The sequence below is a fragment of the Actinocorallia lasiicapitis genome, assembly GCF_054778695.1.
Window position 1 is genome coordinate 1 of record NZ_BAAGZI010000093.1, and the last position, 17,856, is coordinate 17,856.

A 17,856-nucleotide genomic window follows, 5' to 3' on the forward strand; every position below is an offset into this window, starting at 1 on the left:
GGAGCGGCGGCCCCGGCACCCGTTCGGTCACCACGAACGGCCAGTCGCCCGCGACGTCCGCGCCCAGCACCCGCGCGATCCGTGATCCGTCCGCGCGGCGCAGCTCCTCGATCGCGCCCAGGAAGGCGGCGCGGGTGGCGGCGTCGCCGCTCAGCCGGGTGTGGAGCAGCTTGACGGCCGTCCCGTCCTCGGCCTGGAAGACGACGCCGCGCCGTCCCTCGCCGAGCCGGCCCACCAGGGTGTGGTCGCCGAGCCTGCCAGGGTCCCCGGGCTGCAATGGAAGGAGCTCAGACAAACCGTTCACCTCGAATGATCGCAACGAACCGTGACATTCTGCCGCTCACTGCCGCCGGATGTAACGTCGAGCGTATGAAATCCGGCAAGGAGGCCCTGGAAGCCACGCTGGCGGCCTATGCGGAGGGCGTGCCGCCCGGCCGTCTACTGGAGAAAGCGGCCGTCAAGTACGTTCTGTCACTCCTGACGGTACGGGCCCCCGGCAAATCGGTCGAAGTTCGCATTCCTCCCTATGTGGCCGTTCAGTGCGTCGAAGGGACGACCCACACACGCGGCACTCCGCCGAACGTCGTCGAGACCGACGCCCGCACCTTCCTCGCCCTCGCCACCGGCGAGCTCGCCTGGCCGGACACGGTCAAGGACGGCCGGGTCCGCGCCACCGGAACCCGCGCCGACCTCAGCGCCCTGCTCCCGCTCGTCTAGCTGGGCCTTGCTAGCCGGGCTATTCGGGAGGAATGTGACGTCAAGCACATCGCCTGGCCGACGAGGGGTGTGATCCATGCTCGCCGCGCACTGGACCTTCGAAGACGACACGATCTCCCGCACCGGCCGCGACCGGCGGGCCCTGGACATCACCGGCAGCGGCCTGGCCGCCGACCTCGACGGCGGGGTGGGCGTCGTCCCGGGACGGGTCGGGAGCGCCCTGTCCTTCCACGGCACCGACCGCGCCCTGATCCCGGCGGCCCCGCAGCTCGCGCTCAGCCAGCTCCACGGCTTCAGCGTCGCGTTCTTCCTGCGGCTGTCCGAACCGCCGACCGGCCAGTGGCGCGGCGTGTTCTACAAGCCCGTCGGCCCGCACGACGCCCGCGGCATGGGCTGCTGGCTCTACCCCGACGAGCAGCGCCTGCGCTTCCAGCTCTTCACGGTCAAGGGCGGCGCCGAGTACGCCGACACCAGGACGGCCCTGGAAGCGGGCTCCTGGGCCCACATCGCGATGGTCGTCGACCCCGACGAGATCTATCTCTATCTCGACGGCAAGCTGGATATGGCCGTCCGGCTGGATCATCCGGTGGTGTCACCGGCCGGGCCGCTCTATCTGGGCTGCGACCCCACGGGCCTCGGCTTCACCGGGCAGCTCGCCGACCTGCGGGTCTATGGCAGCGCCCTGACCGGGGAGGCCATCACGGAACTCAGCCGGCAGGACAAACCCTGACGTCAGGGGGCGAGCTCGCCCTCGTGCGCCTTCAGCAGCGGGAATTTCTGCTCCATGCAGGACGAACGGTGCAGCTCGTCGGGATAGGCGCGGCAGTCGTAGGCCTGGCGTCCGAAGAACACCAGCGCGCCCGCCGCCACGGTCAAGGTCAACAACGACAGGCCGATCCCGATATAAGCCTGAAGACGCCCCTGCTCCTTGGTGACGGCCGCCACCCCGACCCCCAGGCCGATCACAGCGAGCAACATCCCGAGCCCGCACATCCAGAACGTCAGCAGCCCGAAGAGCCCGAGCGCGAGGGCGGTCATACCGAGCCCCCTCGGCTCGCGCGGAGTCTCGATCCGCGTGCGGTAGCCGGGCGACGTCATGCGTCAAGGGTTCCCCCTGTCCCACCGGTCACGCCCGTTCCCTGAGCAAGGGTCGATTAAAAACCATCTGTTCGCAGGCCCTAAACTGGGCAGTGTGCCGCCCTATGCCGATGGACGCCTGAGCCACGAGCTCGATCCCTCCGACAAAGGCCCACAGGACGCCTGTGGAGTCTTCGGCGTCTGGGTACCACCAGACGCCGCCGCTACGGCGGAAGTTTCCAAGCTCGCCTACTACGGTCTGTACGCACTCCAGCACCGCGGACAGGAGTCCGCGGGCATCGCTGTGAGTGACGGCGCCCGCATCGTGGTCTTCAAGGACATGGGCCTCGTCGCCCAGGTCTTCGACGAATCCGTGCTCTCCACCCTGCGCGGCCACATCGCGATCGGTCACTGCCGCTACTCCACCACCGGCTCCCCGACCTGGGAGAACGCCCAGCCGACCTTCCGTTCCACGGATCACGGTTCGCTGGCGCTCGCCCACAACGGCAACCTGATCAACACGCCCGAGCTGGCCGCGAGGCTCGAAGCCGGGCAGTTGACCGCCACCACCGACACCGAGGTCCTGACCGCGCTGCTGGCCACCCGGCCCGGCGGCCCGCTCAAGGCCGCCCACGAGATCCTGCCCGTCACCCGCGGCGCGTTCTCGCTGGTGTTCATGGACGAGCAGACCCTGTACGCCGCCCGCGACCCCGAGGGCATCCGGCCCCTGGTGCTCGGACGGCTCGAGCGCGGCTGGGCCGTGGCGTCCGAGACGGCGGGGCTCGACATCGTCGGCGCCCAGTTCGTCCGGGAGGTCGAACCCGGCGAGATCATCGCGATCGACGCCGACGGCATCCGCTCCGAGCGGTTCGCCGACGCCCGTCCCAAGGGCTGCATCTTCGAGTACGTGTACGTGGCCCGTCCGGACACCGCGATCGCGGGCCGTTCGGTGCAGGCCACCCGGGTCGAGGTCGGACGGCTGCTGGCCAAGGAGCACCCGGTCGAGGCCGACATGGTGATCCCGACGCCGGAGTCCGGCACCCCCGCGGCCATCGGCTATGCCCAGCAGTCGGGCATTCCGTACGGTCAGGGGTTCGTCAAGAACTCCTATGTGGGGCGCACCTTCATCCAGCCGTCGCAGACGATCCGTCAGCTCGGCATCCGGTTGAAGCTGAATCCGCTGCGTGAGGCCGTCGAGGGCAAGCGGATCATCGTCGTGGACGACTCGATCGTGCGCGGCAACACCCAGCGGGCGATCGTCAAGATGCTCCGCGAGGCGGGCGCGACCGAGGTCCACATCCGGATCTCGAGCCCGCCGGTGCAGTGGCCGTGCTTCTACGGCATCGACTTCGCCACCCGCGCCGAGCTGATCGCCGGAAACCTGTCGGTCGAGGAGGTACGCCAGTCGCTCGGCGCCGACTCGCTCGGCTACATCTCGCTGGACGGCCTGGTCCAGGCGACCGAGCAGGCGAAGGACAGGCTCTGCCGTGCCTGCTTCGACGGGGTCTATCCGATTCCGGTCGAAGAGTCCGCTCGTGGCAAGCACGTTCTAGAGGGAGTCTAGGGATTTGAGCACGTACGAAGCGGCCGGCGTCGACATCGCCGCCGGTGAGCTCGCCGTCGAGCTGATGAAGTCCCGCGTGGCCCGGTCGCGCCGTCCCGAATGCGTGGACGACGCGAGCGGCTTCGCCGGCCTCTTCGACGTCTCAGCCCTGCTGAAGTACCGCCGTCCGCTGCTCGCGACGAGCACCGACGGTGTCGGCACCAAGGTCGATCTGGCCCGCCGGCTGGGCGTCTACGACACGATCGGCCATGACCTCGTCGGCATGGTCGTCGACGATCTGGCCGTCTGCGGCGCCGAACCGCTGTTCATGACCGACTACATCGCCTGCGGCAAGGTCTTCCCCGAGCGGATCGCGGATATCGTCGGCGGTATCGCGGACGCCTGCGTCCTGGCGGGCACGGCCCTGGTCGGCGGCGAGACGGCCGAGCACCCCGGCCTGCTGGGCGAGGACGAGTTCGACGTGGCGGGCGCCGCCACCGGCGTGGTCGAGGCCGACGAACTCCTCGGCCAGGACAGGGTCCAGGTCGGCGACGTCGTCATCGCGCTGGCCTCTTCGGGGATCCACTCCAACGGCTACTCCCTGGTCCGCCACATCCTCAAGACCTCGGCGCTCACCCTCGACGACACCATCGCCGAGCTGGGCAGGACCGTCGGCGAGGAGCTCCTCACCCCGACCCGTATCTACGCGCTCGACTGCCTGGCCCTGAAGAACGAGTCCACGGTCCACGCGTTCTCTCACATCACCGGCGGCGGCCTCACCAACAACCTGGCCCGCTCCCTGCCGAAGACCATGGACGCGGTCCTCAACCGCTCGTCCTGGACGGTCCCCCCGATCTTCCAGCTCCTCCAGCGCTACGGCCAGGTCGCCCAGCCCGACCTGGACAAGACCTTCAACCTCGGCGTGGGCATGGCCGCCATCGTCCCCCCCGACCAGGCCGACACCATCCTCAAAATCGCCGCCTCCCGCAACCTCCCCGCCTGGCCCCTAGGCGAAATCACCCCCGGCACCGGCCAAGCCACCTACACCTGACCGCAGCAGACCAGCCTCCGAAAGCCCGCCTCGCGGGTCTTCGCCGAGCCGTAAACCGGTCGTCGGCGGTCGGCGGCGCTTGCGATGATGCCCGGATGGAGGAGCAGAGCCCGTCCGAGCCGAGTGCGGTGATCCTCGGCATCGACGATCTGAGGGCGCTGCCCTGGGCCACCCGGATCGCCCGTACCAGCGCGGAAGGCGTCCGGCTTCTCGAAGAGCACCGGGACGTCCTCATCGAGGAACTCTGGCTGGACCACGATCTGGGCGGCGACGACAGCATCCTTCCCGTCGTCACTCTTCTGGAAGAAGCCGCCTTCGAGGGCCGGCCTTTCCAGATACGGACGGTCTTCGTACACAGCGCCAACCCGATCGGTGCGGAGACCGTCGTCCGTGTCCTCCAGCGCTGGGGCTACCGCGTACGGAGGGCTGTCGCGTGAGGTGTTGTGGGGCGAGGGGCGGCCCGCCATCAGGCCCGGCACCGGCCCAACCACGCTCCGAGTGGCTACTCGTCTTCGAGGGATTCGAGCACGGAGAAGGTGGTGAGGTTGCGGAGGTACCGGCGGGTACCGCGGATGTCGAGGTCGCCGGTGGCCGTGACCTGCTCGCCTCGGCCGTGGGCGCGGAGGGCGCGTGCGTAGTCTTCAGCGGCCAACTCGACTCTGATCTTGCGGAAGACGGCAGTGTCGTCGTCGATACCGTGAATGACGACCTCACCCGGACCGTGGTTGGTCTGTCGGAACAGCCGAACCACAAGGCCCGTGACGGTGACGCCGGAGCGTGGTTGACGGGTACGGAGGTAGTCGGCGGCTTCGCCGAGGATGCGTTGCTGAGCAGGGGTGATCTTCAGGTTCTCGGCCGGTGCGGTGGTGCCCGCCCGCGGAGAGAAGGCGAAGCGGATCTGGTAGATCTCGTGCTCAAGACCGCCGATGGTGCTCAGCGCGGCGAGTTCCGTCGCGTTCGCGATCGCTTGACGGCCGAAAGCGGAGAGCGGTTCGGTTCCGTCGCCGACCGCGGAGGCGAGCCGCTGTGCCTGCTTGACCGCTGCGAGCATCCGTCCGGTGACGCGCCGACCATACGGTTCGGCGGTCACGTTCAGTAGAGGCTGTTGACTGTCGATCCCTCCCCTTGCCTGGACCTCGGGGAACCCGTCGGTCAGCGGAAGCGACAGGGCGAGGACGAAGCTGCCCGGCTGCGCCGAGAACGTGGTGTTGTCCGCGTAGATCTCCGCGCGCTGCGAACGGCGGGACGGCAGGACGAGGGAGCGTGCGTCTAGGGCGGATGCTGACGCGATGACCAGGTTCCGCAGCGAAGTGATGGCGGTCTGCGCCATGCCGAGCGGAGCTTCACCAGGCGGAAGGTCCGGGGTGAGTCGTACGGCGACGGTGTCGGCCCCGCCCGTTGCGATGTCGTCAAGGACCTCGCGGACGAGCCGCCGCTCCACGAACGCGATGGCACGAAGTGCTTCCGCCATCCGATCGGACAGGTCGAGAACACTCTCCCGCACTGGAAGAACGACCCTGATTTCCGGCTCGGAGGACGTCTCGGGGCGCCACAGCGCCGTCCGCTCGTCCTCGTCCTCAAGCGTCCAGCCCGCATGGGAAAGGTAGGCAGTGAGCTCGGCCAGTCCAAGACCCGACATGCTGTGCCTCTCCCACCCAGCATCCGACCCGCTCACAGTAGCCCCCACACATCGAACTCGGACACCGGAGTGGACGTGCGCACTCCGTAGTGTCCCAGCATCCGCTCCAGCCCCAGCCTGTCCAACGTGTTGCTCACGGGCAGCAGGATCGCCTGGCTCTCCGTGTTGGCCGAAGCGGGCATCCCTTCGAGCGAGACCCATGCACCCTGGCCGACCAGCAGAGTTCCGCCGTCGGCAAGACGGACCTGCTCGCCGTCGGCGGGTACCTCGATCACCACCAGGATCCGGCGGACCGCGTGATCGGTCCTGCGCAACACCTCGTAGGTTTCCACATCAAGGTCGTAGGAGTAGTCGCCGCTCGCAAGCTGACGCAGATCGATCGTTGTAAGAGGCCACTGCCTGCCGCGACGACCTCGACCCACGCTTCCCCGAAGTCCCCTTGCAACAGGTTCTGATCCCGAGTCCGCACTCGCCCATCCTTTCTTGGGAGCCCGCAGGATGTCGCCTTTTCGCAGGACAATCTGCTTCCCCACTCCATCGGCTCCGAGTGAGGCGCATTCTGTGGTGTGGGGCGAGGGGTGGGGGGTTCGCCGTAGACTGGGGGGGTTGGTAACGGACTGATCACGGGAGTGGATCTTGGTGGGTCGGAGGATGGTGGCGGGCGTGCTGTGCGCGGCTGCGGCCGGTTCACTGGGAATCAGCGCGTGTCAGGGCGGGGGGGGCTTCGGTGGCGCCGCCGCCTACCGGGGTTTCGAATAATTCGTCGGCGGAGCCCGGGGGGGCTGCGGGGGACGGGACCACGGCGGAGAAGAAGGTGCTCGGCGGGAAAGTGGTCGTGGTGGATCCGGGGCACAACGCCGGGACGCTCGGTGGGCCGAAGGTGTTCGTGGGGAACGGCAGCAAGGACTGCGACACCTCGGGGACAGCCACCAACGCGGGGTACGCGGAGCACGCGCTGACCTGGGACGTGTCGGTGCGGCTGCAGAAGATCCTGAAGGCGCGGGGCGCGAAGGTCGTCATGACGCGGCCGAACGACGCGGGCAGGGGGCCGTGCGTCGACCAGCGGGCGGCGATCGGCAACAAGGCCAAGGGCGACGCGGCCATCTCGATCCACGCGGACGGCGCCAGGCCCGACGGCCACGGCTTCCACGTGATCGAACCGAAGGCCGTGCCCGGCTACAACGAGAAGATCGTCGCCCCGTCGCGGCGGCTCGGCACGACGGTCCGCGACGCGTTCCACCAGGGCACCGGACTGCCGTTCTCCACTTACACGGGCGGGGGGCGCGGCGTCACCGTCCGGGACGATCTCGGCGGCCTGAACCTGTCCAAGATCCCGAAGATCTTCATTGAGACCGGCAACATGCGCAATCCCGGCGACGCCGCGAAGCTCTCCGACCCGAAGTTCCGGCAGGTCATGGCCGTGGCACTGGCCGACGGCCTCACCCGGTACCTGACCGCGAAATAGCCGGCTCAGCGCAACAGCGCCGTGTCCTCCCGGGCCAGGAGCGCGGCGAGCGCGCGCGCCTCGTCGGCGTCGAGCCCGAGCACCACCCGGGGACGTCCCCACGGATGGTCGATGGAGTGGGCGACGTAGCTGGCGACCGATTCGGCGCCCTGGCCGGTGTCCGTGTCGCCCAGACCGCGGGCGTGACGCCACTGCGTCCAGGCCCGTTCGAGCTCGTTGGCCGCACGCTGGGCGCAGGACACCAGTTCCGGATCGCGCATTTCGGCCCCCCGATCACCTAAGTGGGTGGGCCGTCCGGCGGGTTCCCCATGCCGCCGGACGGCCCTCATGAACACGAGGAACATCAAAGGCCCGGCCGGCCGGCGGCGCGAGGGGAACGACCCGCTCCAGGGGAAATCCTTACGGTGAACGTGAAAGATCTCCCTGAAGCGGCCCGGTCGTGGAGCGGACCACGAGATGTGGCACGACCAGTTCCTGACGGACCTCCCGGCTCGGATCGTCGATCCGGGAGCAGAGCAGTTCGGCCGCCACGCGGCCCATGTCGCGGCGCGGCTGATCGACGCTGGTCAGCGAGATGTGCCGGATCGCCGCGAGATGGGTGTTGTCGTAGCCGACGATCGACACGTCCTGGGGCACCCGGAGCTCGAGCTCGTCGGCGGCCGAGAGCGCTCCGGTCGCCACCAGGTCGTTCGGGGCGAAGATCGCGGTGGGACGGTCCACCCGGGTCAGCAGGGCCCGGGCGGCCCGGTACCCGCCGTCCTCGGTGAAGTCGCCCGCCTCGATCATGATCTGGTCGCCGAGGCCGTGGCGCACCATGGCCGCCTCGTAACCGGCCCGCCGGTAGCGCGCGGTCGCCGACGGGGCGCCTTCGATGTGGGCGATCCGCCGATGGCCGTGCGCCACCAGATGGTCCACGGCGAGGCTCGCTCCGAGCTCGTCGTCGTCCACCACGATGTCGACGCCCTCCACGTCCCGTTCGCCGACGACGACCACCGGCACACTGGCCGCGGCCTCCTTCAGCGATTCGGGCACGACGCTCAGCAGGACCAGCCCGTCGACCCGCATCTCCAGGAAGGCCTCGACGGCCTCTGCCTCGAACAGCGGGTCCCATCTGCCGGAACCGACGAGCATCCGGAGTCCCTCGCCGTGCAGGGATTCCTGCAGGCCGTCGAGGAATTCGGCGAAAAAGGGGTTGTGCAGGTCGGCGACCAGCGCGCCGATGAGCCGGGTGCGGCCTTCGACGAGACTGCGCGCGACGGCGTTCGGGCGGTACCCGAGTTCTCGGGCCGCTTTCAGCACCGCCTGGCGACGTCTTTCACTGACATGCGGCGATCCGCGCATGACCAGCGAGACCAGCGACTTCGACACTCCGGCCCGCTCCGCGACGTTGCGGATGGTCGGTTTGTTCGCAGCCTGCCGGGGCACAGCGAGGGGACTTTCTTCAGTTGACATGGCTCTCCCTGTCGGGGGGAACTGCAGGGCCGCCGCCTATCCGGGACTTACCTCACAAGAAAGAAGATGCCATGATGCCCCCGGTTAACGCCAAACGGGTCCGAACTTGGGGTATCGGACGGGATTTATTCCTGTATCTAACTCAGCCGAATATCGAGATCGCGCTTTGTTAACGTGATCAGCGGATCAGCACGGGACCCCCGCGACCTCGGATACGCTTCGCTGGTGGGAGATCGGGAAGCGACGACGGCCGTGGGACGACGGGGCAGAAGGCGGCTCAGCGTCGACGAACGCCGCGACGAGCTCATCGCGGCCGCCCTCGAACTGTTCTCGCGGCGCCCGCCGGAAGAGATCTCCATCGACGACGTCGCCGCGGCGGCCGGTGCCTCGCGTGCGCTCGTCTACCACTACTTCGGCGGCAAGCAGGAGCTCTACGTGGCGGCCCTGCGCAGCGCGGCCACCCAGCTCGGTGATCTGCTCACGCCGCCGAGCGAGGGCGGCCCGCTGGAGCGGCTGGCGATCTCGCTCAGGCGCTACTTCGACTTCGTGGAGGATCACGCGCCCGGCTATCTGGCCATGCTGCGCGGCGGTCCCGCCAGCAGGTCGGGTGAGCTCGGCGAGATCGTGGAGAGCGTCCGGGCGATCCTGCTCGACCGGATCCTCAAGGAGATGGGGCTGGCCGAGCCGTCGCCGATCCTGCGGATCACGCTCCGCTCGTGGATGGCGGGGGTGGAGACGGCGGCGCTCGACTGGCTGGAGCACCGTGACCTTCCGCGCGACCAGCTCGAATCCCTGCTGGTCGACCAGAACATCGTGTTGATCTACAACGCGGCCCAGCGGGATCCGGCCGTCATGGAGGTCTTCAACCGGATGGCGGCGCAGGAGCTCTGAATCCGGGAGCTCTGATCTGGGAGCATGTCCGGAAATGAGTGCGGCCGTCGACGCCCCCGAAAGGCGGCCGACGGCCGGATCATGCTCCTGCGCGAGCCCGTGTTCGGATGCCCTGCGTTGCGTGCAGGGCAGCCGAACACGGGCCCGCGACGTCCCCCCTGTAGCCGGGGGCGGCGCTACTCCGAGCGCTGCTGCGGAATCCCCGCGAGCAGCGCGCGGACCTCGGCCTCGCGGTAGCGCCGGTGCCCACCCAGGGTCCGGATGGACGTCAGCTTGCCGGCCTTCGCCCACCGCGTGACCGTCTTGGGGTCGACGCGGAACATCGTCGCCACCTCTGCCGGGGTCAGCAAGGGCTCTGCTTCTGGTGTACGTGCTGACATGTGTGCGGCCTCTCCTCCGTGGACCGTCTGACAGCCGATCCTGCGATGTATGGATTCGCGCGGGGTTACCGATGTCCTCTATAGCCCGGAACGAGCCACTATGACATCACAAGGTGTAACCTTGCCATCACTCAGCGCAGTAAGCAAGTCCCTGGCTCAAATCTGCGTGTTCGTGATGACTGGGTTACGCTGCGTGATTCTAGCGACACGTATGGTGCCATGGCGTGCGGAATCGAGAACTTTCTGCGGGAGTTTGTCCGGGGCGCTCCGTGAAGGATCGTCACTCAGCGCTCTGAGCAGGGGTTTTTACTTCCCCTTTGCCCTGGGTTGTTAGTTGGCGCTCTGGATCGCCCGGATCGTTCGCCAACGCTCGGCGAGCCGCGACCGCATCGCGACCGCCAGTTCGATCTCGCCGTTCTCCAGTGCCCTCAGGGCCACATCCGTCTCACCGACCGAGTCGTCGGACGAGAGCGCCGGATCGCCCATGAGGTGCACGAGGCCGCCGTAGTCAAGCTCGACGAGGGCGTCCGGGTGGAACCGGGACAGAGCCTTGGCCAGCTCGCGCACCTCACCGAAGGGTGAGATCTGACTATCCACCTGCCTCTTGACGCTCTGTGCCCGCTCCAGTCGCGGCAGGGCCTGGCCCAGGGTCGTCACATAGGTGAGGGAGCGCGGGGCGGTCAGGGAGATCCACCGTTCGTCCCGGACGAACGGGACGAACCAGTCCGGCGGGACGTGCCAGGTGCTCTCCCGGATGTACCGCCGGCCGTCCATGACGTCCACCGGCAGGCCCTGCGCGGCGCTGAAAGCCGCCCAGGAGCGCAGACGGCGCTGCCACGGGCAAATGTAGGTCTTGCCGGAGAAACGCCGTAGATAGGCGTTCTGGCTCTCGTGCAGGCTCTCCAGCCCCTCAGGTGCCGTGTCGTCCGTCTCGACGATCAGCGCCCGCAGCGACTCGTGCTGCTCTGCCTGGAGCGCCTGCGCCCGGCGGGGCCGCGCCTTCGACCGGACGTACGCCCGCCACCACGCCCGCTCCGGTTCGGGGAAGGCCTCAAGGGGCTCATAGACCCTCAAGTACGCGGTGTAGGGGAGCACGTGACGCATCGTGACACGGCTCCGACCTGCGCGGAGGCATCGAAATCCCATCGTTGTGATTCCAGATCGGCGCAACTGCGTCCACGACGGGCATAGGCTGTTCTGGTGACCGTTTTCCAGGGGCACGAGCAGGTCGTCTTCTGCCAGGACGAGGCGAGCGGCCTGCGCGCGATCATCGCGATCTATTCCACCGCGCTCGGCCCGGCGCTCGGCGGCACCCGTTTCTACCCGTACGCGTCAGAAGAGGCGGCCCTCGAGGACGTGCTCAACCTGTCCAAGGGGATGGCCTACAAGAACGCCATGGCGGGGCTCGACCTCGGCGGCGGCAAGGCCGTGATCATCGGGGATCCGCACCGCGACAAGTCCGAAGTCCTGTTCCGCGCCTACGGCCGGTTCATCTCCTCGCTCGGCGGGCGCTACTACACCGCCTGCGACGTGGGCACCTTCCCGCGCGACATGGACGACGTGGCCCGCGAGTCCACCTTCGTGACCGGGCGCACCGAGGCCAACGGCGGTGCGGGCGACTCCTCGATCCTCACCTCGTTCGGGGTCTTCCAGGGGATGCGGGCGGCGGCCAAGCACACCTGGGGCGTCCCGACCCTGCACGGCAGGCGGGTCGGGGTCGAGGGGGTCGGCAAGGTCGGGCACCGGCTGGTCGATCTGCTGATCGAGGACGGCGCCGAGGTCGTGGTCTGCGACGTCAGCGAGCACGCCACCAACGCGGTCAAGCTGCGGCACCCGGGCGTCACCGTGGTCGCCGACACCACCGAACTGCTCGCCTCCGATCTCGACGTCTACGCGCCGTGCGCTCTCGGCCAGGCGCTGAACGACGAGGTCGCCGGCACCCTCACCGCCAAGATCGTGTGCGGTGCGGCCAACAACCAGCTCGCCCACGCGGGTGTGGAGAAGGTCCTCGCCGAGCGGGGCGTGCTGTACGCGCCCGACTATGTGGTCAACGCCGGCGGTGTGATCCAGGTCGCCGACGAGATCAGGGGTTTCTCGATGGACCGCGCCCGCGAACGGGCCTCGGGGATCTTCGAGACCACCAAGAAGATCTTCGTTCTCGCCGACGAGGAGGGCGTGCCCCCCGCGGTGGCCGCCGACCGGCTCGCCGAGCGCCGAATGTCCGAGGTCGGTCGGCTCCGGGGGATTTGGCGGAACTAACTCTGGGTGGCCCCTACCTCACTCCGAGTCCTAAAGCCCCAGGTCAGGGCGGTAATCGAAACCCACTACACTGAGCAGCACCACGGCTAAGCGAGGCGCCACCGCGTAGACACGTACCGAGCCGCGCGTAAAACGGGTACGGTTGTACCCGTAGCTGACGCACGGCTCAGACGTGTCAGCGCGTATGCGATAAGCGTAGCGATGGGGCCAGTAGAAGCCCTGACCATCAAGGGGGTCGAGCCAATGGGGCGAGGCCGAGCAAAGGCCAAGCAGGTTAAGGTCGCTCGCCAGCTGAAGTACAACAGCGGCCACGCGGACTTCGACCGCCTTTCCGAAGAGCTGGGAGTGCCTTCGGCGACTCCCGTCGTGGAAGTCGACGAGAGCGACGAATACGACGACGAGCTCATCGACAAATACGCCGATTTCGCCGAGTACCAGCCAGGCGACGGCAACTCACGATGACATCCAAGGCCACTGCCGGTTAGCCACGGCAGTGGCCTTGTTGTCTCTTTCAAACCCTCACTTGAGGGCCTTGTCGATCCCGTCCTCGCGGGGGCCCAGGAAGTGCGGGTCGGTCGCGAACAGGATGTCGCCCGAGGCTTTCAGCGTCGCCGGAACCTCCCGGAGATAGCTGATCGTCGTGGCGATCCCGTCGATCGGCCTGCTGTCGTGGCCGACGCCCCAGGCGTCGATCCCGGCCCGCCGGCAGAGGGCCACCGCGCGCGGCAGATGGAAGTTCTGGGTGACGACCGTCAGCCGGTCCACGCCGAAGATCTTCTTGGCGCGGACGCAGGAGTCCCAGGTGTCGAATCCGGCGTAGTCCAGCGCGATCTTCGCCGTGGGCACGCCGTGCGCGACCAGGTAGTCCCGCATGGATTCGGGCTCGTCGTAGTCCGCGTGGCCGTTGTCGCCGCTGACCAGGATCGCCTTGACCTTGCCGTCCCGGTAGAGCGCGAGGGCGACGTCGAGGCGTCCGGCGAGGAAGCGGGTGGGGGTGCCGTCGGGGTGGATGCCCGCACCGAGCACCAGCGCCACGTCGGTGACCGGGACATCGTCGAGGCTCGTGCGGTGGCTCACGGTGCTGCCCCAGGTCCACGCGGACGGGGCGAGCACGAGCGCGGAACCCGCAGCGCAGACCAGAGCCACCTTTTTGCGGAGATTCACGTCGCACACGGTATGCGACGTCCGTCACCCGTCGCGAGTCCGGTCGGGGGTTCGGGCAAGATGGGGCGGTGCTCAAGACCATCCGCTCATGCTTCGACCAGGCCGGATACACCGTCGACGGGGTCAGGGACCTCCTCGGCCCGGTGGCCGGCGGTGCGCTCGCCCGCGACGAGATCGTTCCGGCGCTGCGCGCCACCGCCGACGGGTCGCCGCTGTCCGTGCTGACCAGGCTGTTCTGGCTGCAGGTGCCCGTCCCCGCGGCGGGGCTGCCCGTGGCGGAGCTGGTCGCGGCGGGGTTCGCGGCCCGTGACGGCGCCGAGCTGCGGCCGCTGCTGCACGTCGAGCCGCTGGAGTGGTCGGGGCCGACCAGGTACGCGGTGTCGGATCTGAAGGTGCGGCCCGGCGACGGCGACGTCCGGGTCGATCATGTGGTGGGGGTCGGCGGAGCGTCCTACAACCTGGCGCGGCTGGTCGTCGACCGGCCGGTCGGGAGCGCGCTGGACCTCGGGACGGGGTCGGGGGTGCAGGCGCTGCTGCTGGCCGACCGGGCGGCGCGGATCGTCGCCACCGACACCAACGCGCGCGCCCTGGAGCTGGCGCGGCTGAGTTTCGCGCTCTCCGAGGTGGCGGGGGAGCTGCGGCAGGGGTCGCTGTTCGAGCCCGTCCCGGAGCGGTACGACCTGATCGTCGCCAACCCGCCGTTCGTGATCTCCCCGTCGGGACGGTTCGAATACCGGGAATCGGGGATGGCGGGCGACGACGTGTGCCGCCGGCTCGTCGAGCAGGCGCCCGCCCATCTGACCGACGGCGGCTGGTGCCAGCTGCTCGCCAACTGGCTGCACGTCGAGGGCGAGCCGTGGGAGGAGCGGGTCGGCTCCTGGATCGACGGGTGCGACGGGTGGGTGGTGCAGCGGGACGTCCAGGATCCGGCCGAGTACGCCGAGCTGTGGCTGCGGGACTCGTGTGAGGCGGGCACGCCGGAGTACCGGGCGCGGTACGCCGAGTGGCTCGGCTACTTCGAGGAGCGGAAGGTCGTCGGGATCGGGTTCGGCTGGATCAGCCTGCGGCAGGGCGGCGGTTCGGTGCGGGTCGAGGAGCTGCGGCACCAGGTGGACCAGCCGGTCGGGGGGTATGTCGCGGACGTCATGGACGGGATCGCGGCGGCGGACCGGCCGTTCGAGTATCTGGCCAGGGCGCGGGGGGTCGTCCAGGAGCAGATCGGACGTCCCGGGGCGGAGGATCCCGAACGGATCGTGCTGCGGCAGACGTCGGGGCTGCGGCGGGCGACGGCCGTCAACACGGTCGAGGCGGCGCTCGCCGGGGTCTGTGACGGCACGCTGCCGCTGTCGCCGCTGCTGGGGGCGATCGCGCAGCTCACCGAGCACGACGAGGAGGACGTCCGGGCGCACGCCGCGGGGGTCCTGCCCGAGCTGATCGCCGATGGTTTCTTCCTGGTCACCGAAGGCGCCGTGGTGGACGACCTACCGTGACGGTTCACTTGCGTGCCGGATTTGTAGCGTTCCGTTAAGTCCGCATGTGGCCGGATACATAGTGATTCACGACATAAGTGGCATAGCGTTCCCCGCCAGGTGCTAGCGGTGAGGAGCGCTATGAGTGCGCAGCAGGAAGCCCCACCATCCCCGTGGGACGAGAGGGCCTGGTACACGGCGCCCTTCCGGTGGATGTTCTGGCCTTTCGCGCTGGTCCTGCGACCCTTCTTCCAGTGGCTCGCCGGCACCGGCGCCTTCGCGGCCGTCGGCCCGACCCTGGTGCCGCGGATGGACAAGGCCGTGCACCGGCTGAGCGGCGGCCGGCTGCTGATGTCCAGGACCCTCGTCCCGACCCTCCTGCTGATCACCACGGGGCACAGGACCGGACGGCAGCGGCTCGCGCCGATGACCTGCCTGCCCGAACCCGACGGCAGCTTCCTCGTGGTCGGCTCCAACTGGGGGCGCGAAGAGCACCCCAACTGGTCGATCAGCCTGCTGCGGCGGCCGCACGCCACCGTCTTCTACCGGGGCTATGAGATCCCGGTCGTCGCACGGCTGCTCGAAGATCCCGAACGGGCCTATGTGTGGCCGCGGCTGCTCAGTGTCTGGCCGGTCTACGACCGGTACGCGCTGCGGTCCGGCCGGAACCTGCGCGTCTTCCGGCTGATCCCGCAGCTCGCGAGCCTGCGCGCCCCCGACGGACGGGTGCAGCCCGCCGCCTGGTGATCAGCCGCGCGCCAGCTCGCGGTTGATCCGGTACGCCCAGAGCGGGCCGCCGTAGATCATGCCGGTGTAGCCCTGGCAGAGGGTCGCGCCTGCGGCGAGCCGTTCCCGGACGTCCGCGGCCGACTCGATCCCGCCCACCGAGACCAGGACGAGCCGGTCGCCCGTCCTGGCCTTGAGACGCTTCAGCACTTCGAGGGAGCGGGCCTTGAGGGGGGCTCCCGACAGGCCGCCGGTCTCCTTGACGATCTCGGGATCGCCCGTCAGGCCGTCCCGGGAGATCGTGGTGTTGGTCGCGATGATGCCGTCCAGGCCCAGCTCCAGGGCGAGATCGGCGACGGCGTCCACATCGTCGTCGGCCAGATCGGGGGCGATCTTCACCAGCAGGGGGGTCGCGCCCTTCGCGTCCTGGACGGCCCGCAGCAGCGGCCGCAGATGCTCCACGGCCTGGAGGTCGCGCAGCCCCGGCGTGTTCGGCGAGCTGACATTGACGACCAGATAGTCGGCCAGCGGGGACAGCAGCTCCGTCGACTTCACATAGTCGGCGGCCGCCTCGGCCTCCGGCACCACCTTGGTCTTGCCGATGTTCACCCCGACGATCACGCTGCGCGGCTTGCGCAGCCGGGGCGCCGCGGCGGCCGCACCGCCGTTGTTGAAGCCCATCCGGTTGATGACGGCACGGTCGGGAATCAGCCGGAACAGCCGCTTGCGCGGATTGCCCGGCTGCGCCTCACCGGTGACGGTGCCGATCTCGACATGGCCGAACCCGAACGCGGCGAGCGCCTCATAGGCGACGGCGTCCTTGTCGAACCCGGCCGCCAGTCCCAGCGGACCGGGGAAGACCAGGCCGAGCGCGTGCACCGGCGCGCCCTTCGGGCCGAGGAGCCAGCGCATCAGCGCGGTCAGCCCCGGCACCGCCTGCACGGCGCGCAGCGCCCGGATCGTCAGATGGTGGACCCGCTCGGCGTCGGTCCGCTTCAGCACCAGGGAGAACAGCAGTTCATACACGATGAGACATTCTCCCAGCACGGCGCCGGGACGGTGGACACCGGGTGGACGCGGGTACAAGCTGAGCGTGGACGAGCGCGAACCGCCGCCGTGCGGGCACTGCGCGGGCACGGGTCAGGTCACCTACCAGCGTCCGCGTAAGGCCGAGGACGGGTCGGTGACCTGGGAGGACAGCGTCGAGGACTGCCATGTGTGCGGGGGTGGGGGACTGTGCAGGTGAACGCCAGGTGCGGTGAGTCGCCCTGCGTGTGGTGCGACAGGGTCGGCGTGGACTGCCGGTTCTGCACCGGTACGGGCTGGTGGCGTCCGGAGATGCCGCACCCCGAGGCCGACGGGGTGATCGGCTGGATCCGGGTCGACGAGCCGTGCCGGATGTGCGCGGGCACCGGCCGGGCGCACCATCCGGTGAGCTCTCAACCCGCGTAGTAGGGGCCGTTCGCGGGAGCGGCCTCGCGGGCCGCGGCCTCCTGGCGGTCGCGGACGCACTTGGCGAGGGTGAACGTCGAGGTGACGACGTACAGGGAGCCGATGCCGAGGAAGCCACGGACCCAGATGTCGACGGGGAGCATCGCGATGCCGATCCCGACGGCCGCGAAGGAGACCAGGAACGAGATCGCTGACTGCAGGAAGAAGGCGTTGGCGGAGCCGTTCGGCGGGGTGTTCGTCATGCGGTAATCGTGCACTTTTCCCGGGGTGCGGGGCTTGAGTCGAAGTACTCATCCGGGTACTCAATTCGGCGACCAGGTAGGCGGTGACGTCCTCGGCGTCGAGCCCGAGCCGGGCGGCGGTGCGGGCGACCTGGCGGGCCACCTCGGCGGGACGGAGCCGCGAGATCTCCCGGGCGGCGGCGTGGGGGGCGGCGATCCTGCCCTCGACGAAGCGGAGATGGTGGCGGTCGATCGAGGCGTCGACGACCAGGTCGGCGAGGGGGATCTCCTGCTCCAGGGCGTCGCGGACGGCCGCGGGGCCGCCGTCGCGGAGCAGGTCGGCGGGGTCG

At 69.1% G+C, this 17,856-nt stretch carries 24 protein-coding genes and 1 pseudogene; 14 read left to right on the forward strand and 11 right to left on the reverse strand.

Annotation, left to right across the window (positions count from 1 at the left end):
- Window positions 1-295 (reverse strand): annotated as a pseudogene (locus ACYVE7_RS13365) (serine/threonine protein kinase); the annotation flags it as partial.
- A gap of 74 nt (window positions 296-369) precedes the next feature.
- Here ACYVE7_RS13365 and ACYVE7_RS13370 point away from each other — a divergent pair.
- The gene (locus ACYVE7_RS13370; protein WP_460364971.1) at window positions 370-717 is read left to right on the forward strand and encodes a sterol carrier family protein; all 348 of its coding nucleotides are present in this window, start codon (window positions 370-372) and stop codon (window positions 715-717) included.
- A gap of 76 nt (window positions 718-793) precedes the next feature.
- Complete coding sequence (locus ACYVE7_RS13375) at window positions 794-1,447, forward strand: LamG domain-containing protein (protein ID WP_460364972.1); 654 nt, start codon at window positions 794-796, stop codon at window positions 1,445-1,447.
- A gap of 2 nt (window positions 1,448-1,449) precedes the next feature.
- Here ACYVE7_RS13375 and ACYVE7_RS13380 read toward each other — a convergent pair whose 3' ends face one another.
- The gene (locus ACYVE7_RS13380) at window positions 1,450-1,815 is read right to left on the reverse strand and encodes a hypothetical protein (RefSeq protein WP_460364973.1); all 366 of its coding nucleotides are present in this window, start codon (window positions 1,813-1,815) and stop codon (window positions 1,450-1,452) included.
- A gap of 94 nt (window positions 1,816-1,909) precedes the next feature.
- On the opposite strand from ACYVE7_RS13380, the gene purF reads away from it, so the two are divergent.
- The 3 genes from purF (at window position 1,910) to ACYVE7_RS13395 (ending at window position 4,825) form a co-directional block, all read left to right on the forward strand.
- Window positions 1,910-3,358 carry an amidophosphoribosyltransferase gene (purF, locus tag ACYVE7_RS13385; RefSeq protein WP_460364974.1) on the forward strand — a complete coding sequence of 483 codons (1,449 nt, stop codon included), beginning with the start codon at window positions 1,910-1,912 and terminating at the stop codon, window positions 3,356-3,358.
- A 4-nt stretch (window positions 3,359-3,362) separates the two neighbouring features.
- Window positions 3,363-4,388, forward strand: coding sequence for a phosphoribosylformylglycinamidine cyclo-ligase (purM, locus tag ACYVE7_RS13390; RefSeq protein WP_460364975.1), 1,026 nt, complete (start codon window positions 3,363-3,365; stop codon window positions 4,386-4,388).
- Between the two features lie 95 nt (window positions 4,389-4,483).
- A complete protein-coding gene (locus ACYVE7_RS13395) occupies window positions 4,484-4,825 on the forward strand; it encodes a cyclic-phosphate processing receiver domain-containing protein (RefSeq protein WP_460364976.1) in 342 nt (113 codons plus the stop codon).
- A gap of 65 nt (window positions 4,826-4,890) precedes the next feature.
- Here ACYVE7_RS13395 and ACYVE7_RS13400 read toward each other — a convergent pair whose 3' ends face one another.
- Entirely contained in the window at window positions 4,891-6,027 is a 1,137-nt protein-coding gene (locus ACYVE7_RS13400) for a hypothetical protein (protein ID WP_460364977.1), read from the reverse strand.
- 32 nt (window positions 6,028-6,059) lie between these two features.
- On the reverse strand, window positions 6,060-6,359 hold the full coding sequence (locus ACYVE7_RS13405) for a hypothetical protein (protein ID WP_460364978.1): 300 nt from the start codon (window positions 6,357-6,359) through the stop codon (window positions 6,060-6,062).
- Between the two features lie 482 nt (window positions 6,360-6,841).
- Between ACYVE7_RS13405 and ACYVE7_RS13410 the strand changes: the two genes are divergently transcribed.
- Window positions 6,842-7,492, forward strand: a complete 651-nt coding sequence (locus tag ACYVE7_RS13410; RefSeq protein WP_460364979.1) for an N-acetylmuramoyl-L-alanine amidase — start codon at window positions 6,842-6,844, stop codon at window positions 7,490-7,492.
- Between the two features lie 5 nt (window positions 7,493-7,497).
- On the opposite strand, the gene ACYVE7_RS13415 is transcribed toward ACYVE7_RS13410, so the two are convergent.
- Window positions 7,498-7,752, reverse strand: coding sequence for a hypothetical protein (locus ACYVE7_RS13415; RefSeq protein ID WP_460364980.1), 255 nt, complete (start codon window positions 7,750-7,752; stop codon window positions 7,498-7,500).
- A gap of 139 nt (window positions 7,753-7,891) precedes the next feature.
- On the reverse strand, window positions 7,892-8,917 hold the full coding sequence (locus ACYVE7_RS13420) for a LacI family DNA-binding transcriptional regulator (protein ID WP_460364981.1): 1,026 nt from the start codon (window positions 8,915-8,917) through the stop codon (window positions 7,892-7,894).
- A gap of 252 nt (window positions 8,918-9,169) precedes the next feature.
- On the opposite strand from ACYVE7_RS13420, the gene ACYVE7_RS13425 reads away from it, so the two are divergent.
- Window positions 9,170-9,835 (forward strand): TetR/AcrR family transcriptional regulator, encoded by a 666-nt coding sequence (locus tag ACYVE7_RS13425; RefSeq protein WP_460364982.1) that lies wholly within the window; start codon window positions 9,170-9,172, stop codon window positions 9,833-9,835.
- 176 nt (window positions 9,836-10,011) lie between these two features.
- On the opposite strand, the gene bldC is transcribed toward ACYVE7_RS13425, so the two are convergent.
- Together bldC and ACYVE7_RS13435 are read right to left on the reverse strand one after the other, a co-directional pair.
- Window positions 10,012-10,215 (reverse strand): developmental transcriptional regulator BldC, encoded by a 204-nt coding sequence (bldC, locus tag ACYVE7_RS13430; RefSeq protein WP_012850682.1) that lies wholly within the window; start codon window positions 10,213-10,215, stop codon window positions 10,012-10,014.
- A 330-nt stretch (window positions 10,216-10,545) separates the two neighbouring features.
- Window positions 10,546-11,319, reverse strand: a complete 774-nt coding sequence (locus tag ACYVE7_RS13435; RefSeq protein WP_460364983.1) for a hypothetical protein — start codon at window positions 11,317-11,319, stop codon at window positions 10,546-10,548.
- A gap of 96 nt (window positions 11,320-11,415) precedes the next feature.
- Here ACYVE7_RS13435 and ACYVE7_RS13440 point away from each other — a divergent pair, with 96 nt between their 5' ends.
- Together ACYVE7_RS13440 and ACYVE7_RS13445 are read left to right on the forward strand one after the other, a co-directional pair.
- On the forward strand, window positions 11,416-12,474 hold the full coding sequence (locus tag ACYVE7_RS13440; RefSeq protein ID WP_460364984.1) for a Glu/Leu/Phe/Val family dehydrogenase: 1,059 nt from the start codon (window positions 11,416-11,418) through the stop codon (window positions 12,472-12,474).
- A 201-nt stretch (window positions 12,475-12,675) separates the two neighbouring features.
- Entirely contained in the window at window positions 12,676-12,936 is a 261-nt protein-coding gene (locus ACYVE7_RS13445) for a DUF3073 domain-containing protein (RefSeq protein ID WP_460364985.1), read from the forward strand.
- Window positions 12,937-12,993: 57 nt separating this feature from the next.
- On the opposite strand, the gene ACYVE7_RS13450 is transcribed toward ACYVE7_RS13445, so the two are convergent.
- Window positions 12,994-13,638, reverse strand: a complete 645-nt coding sequence (locus tag ACYVE7_RS13450; RefSeq protein ID WP_460364986.1) for a SanA/YdcF family protein — start codon at window positions 13,636-13,638, stop codon at window positions 12,994-12,996.
- Window positions 13,639-13,706: 68 nt separating this feature from the next.
- On the opposite strand from ACYVE7_RS13450, the gene ACYVE7_RS13455 reads away from it, so the two are divergent.
- Window positions 13,707-15,128 carry a DUF7059 domain-containing protein gene (locus ACYVE7_RS13455; RefSeq protein ID WP_460364987.1) on the forward strand — a complete coding sequence of 474 codons (1,422 nt, stop codon included), beginning with the start codon at window positions 13,707-13,709 and terminating at the stop codon, window positions 15,126-15,128.
- A gap of 120 nt (window positions 15,129-15,248) precedes the next feature.
- Complete coding sequence (locus tag ACYVE7_RS13460) at window positions 15,249-15,854, forward strand: nitroreductase/quinone reductase family protein (protein WP_460364988.1); 606 nt, start codon at window positions 15,249-15,251, stop codon at window positions 15,852-15,854.
- Here the strand turns inward: ACYVE7_RS13460 and ACYVE7_RS13465 are convergent, their stop codons facing one another.
- Window positions 15,855-16,862: a quinone-dependent dihydroorotate dehydrogenase gene (locus ACYVE7_RS13465; protein ID WP_460364993.1), complete on the reverse strand. Its 1,008-nt coding sequence runs from the start codon at window positions 16,860-16,862 to the stop codon at window positions 15,855-15,857. It lies immediately after the preceding gene.
- 64 nt (window positions 16,863-16,926) lie between these two features.
- Here ACYVE7_RS13465 and ACYVE7_RS13470 point away from each other — a divergent pair, with 64 nt between their 5' ends.
- Window positions 16,927-17,079 carry a hypothetical protein gene (locus tag ACYVE7_RS13470; protein WP_460364989.1) on the forward strand — a complete coding sequence of 51 codons (153 nt, stop codon included), beginning with the start codon at window positions 16,927-16,929 and terminating at the stop codon, window positions 17,077-17,079.
- On the forward strand, window positions 17,076-17,285 hold the full coding sequence (locus ACYVE7_RS13475; RefSeq protein ID WP_460364990.1) for a hypothetical protein: 210 nt from the start codon (window positions 17,076-17,078) through the stop codon (window positions 17,283-17,285). Before ACYVE7_RS13470 ends, ACYVE7_RS13475 begins: the two co-directional genes overlap by 4 nt.
- Here the strand turns inward: ACYVE7_RS13475 and ACYVE7_RS13480 are convergent.
- Complete coding sequence (locus tag ACYVE7_RS13480) at window positions 17,273-17,527, reverse strand: YiaA/YiaB family inner membrane protein (RefSeq protein WP_460364991.1); 255 nt, start codon at window positions 17,525-17,527, stop codon at window positions 17,273-17,275. The two genes, ACYVE7_RS13475 and ACYVE7_RS13480, sit on opposite strands and share 13 nt — an antisense overlap.
- A gap of 34 nt (window positions 17,528-17,561) precedes the next feature.
- Between ACYVE7_RS13480 and ACYVE7_RS13485 the strand changes: the two genes are divergently transcribed.
- Window positions 17,562-17,856: hypothetical protein (locus ACYVE7_RS13485; RefSeq protein WP_460364992.1), on the forward strand; the 295-nt coding region annotated here is incomplete at its 3' end.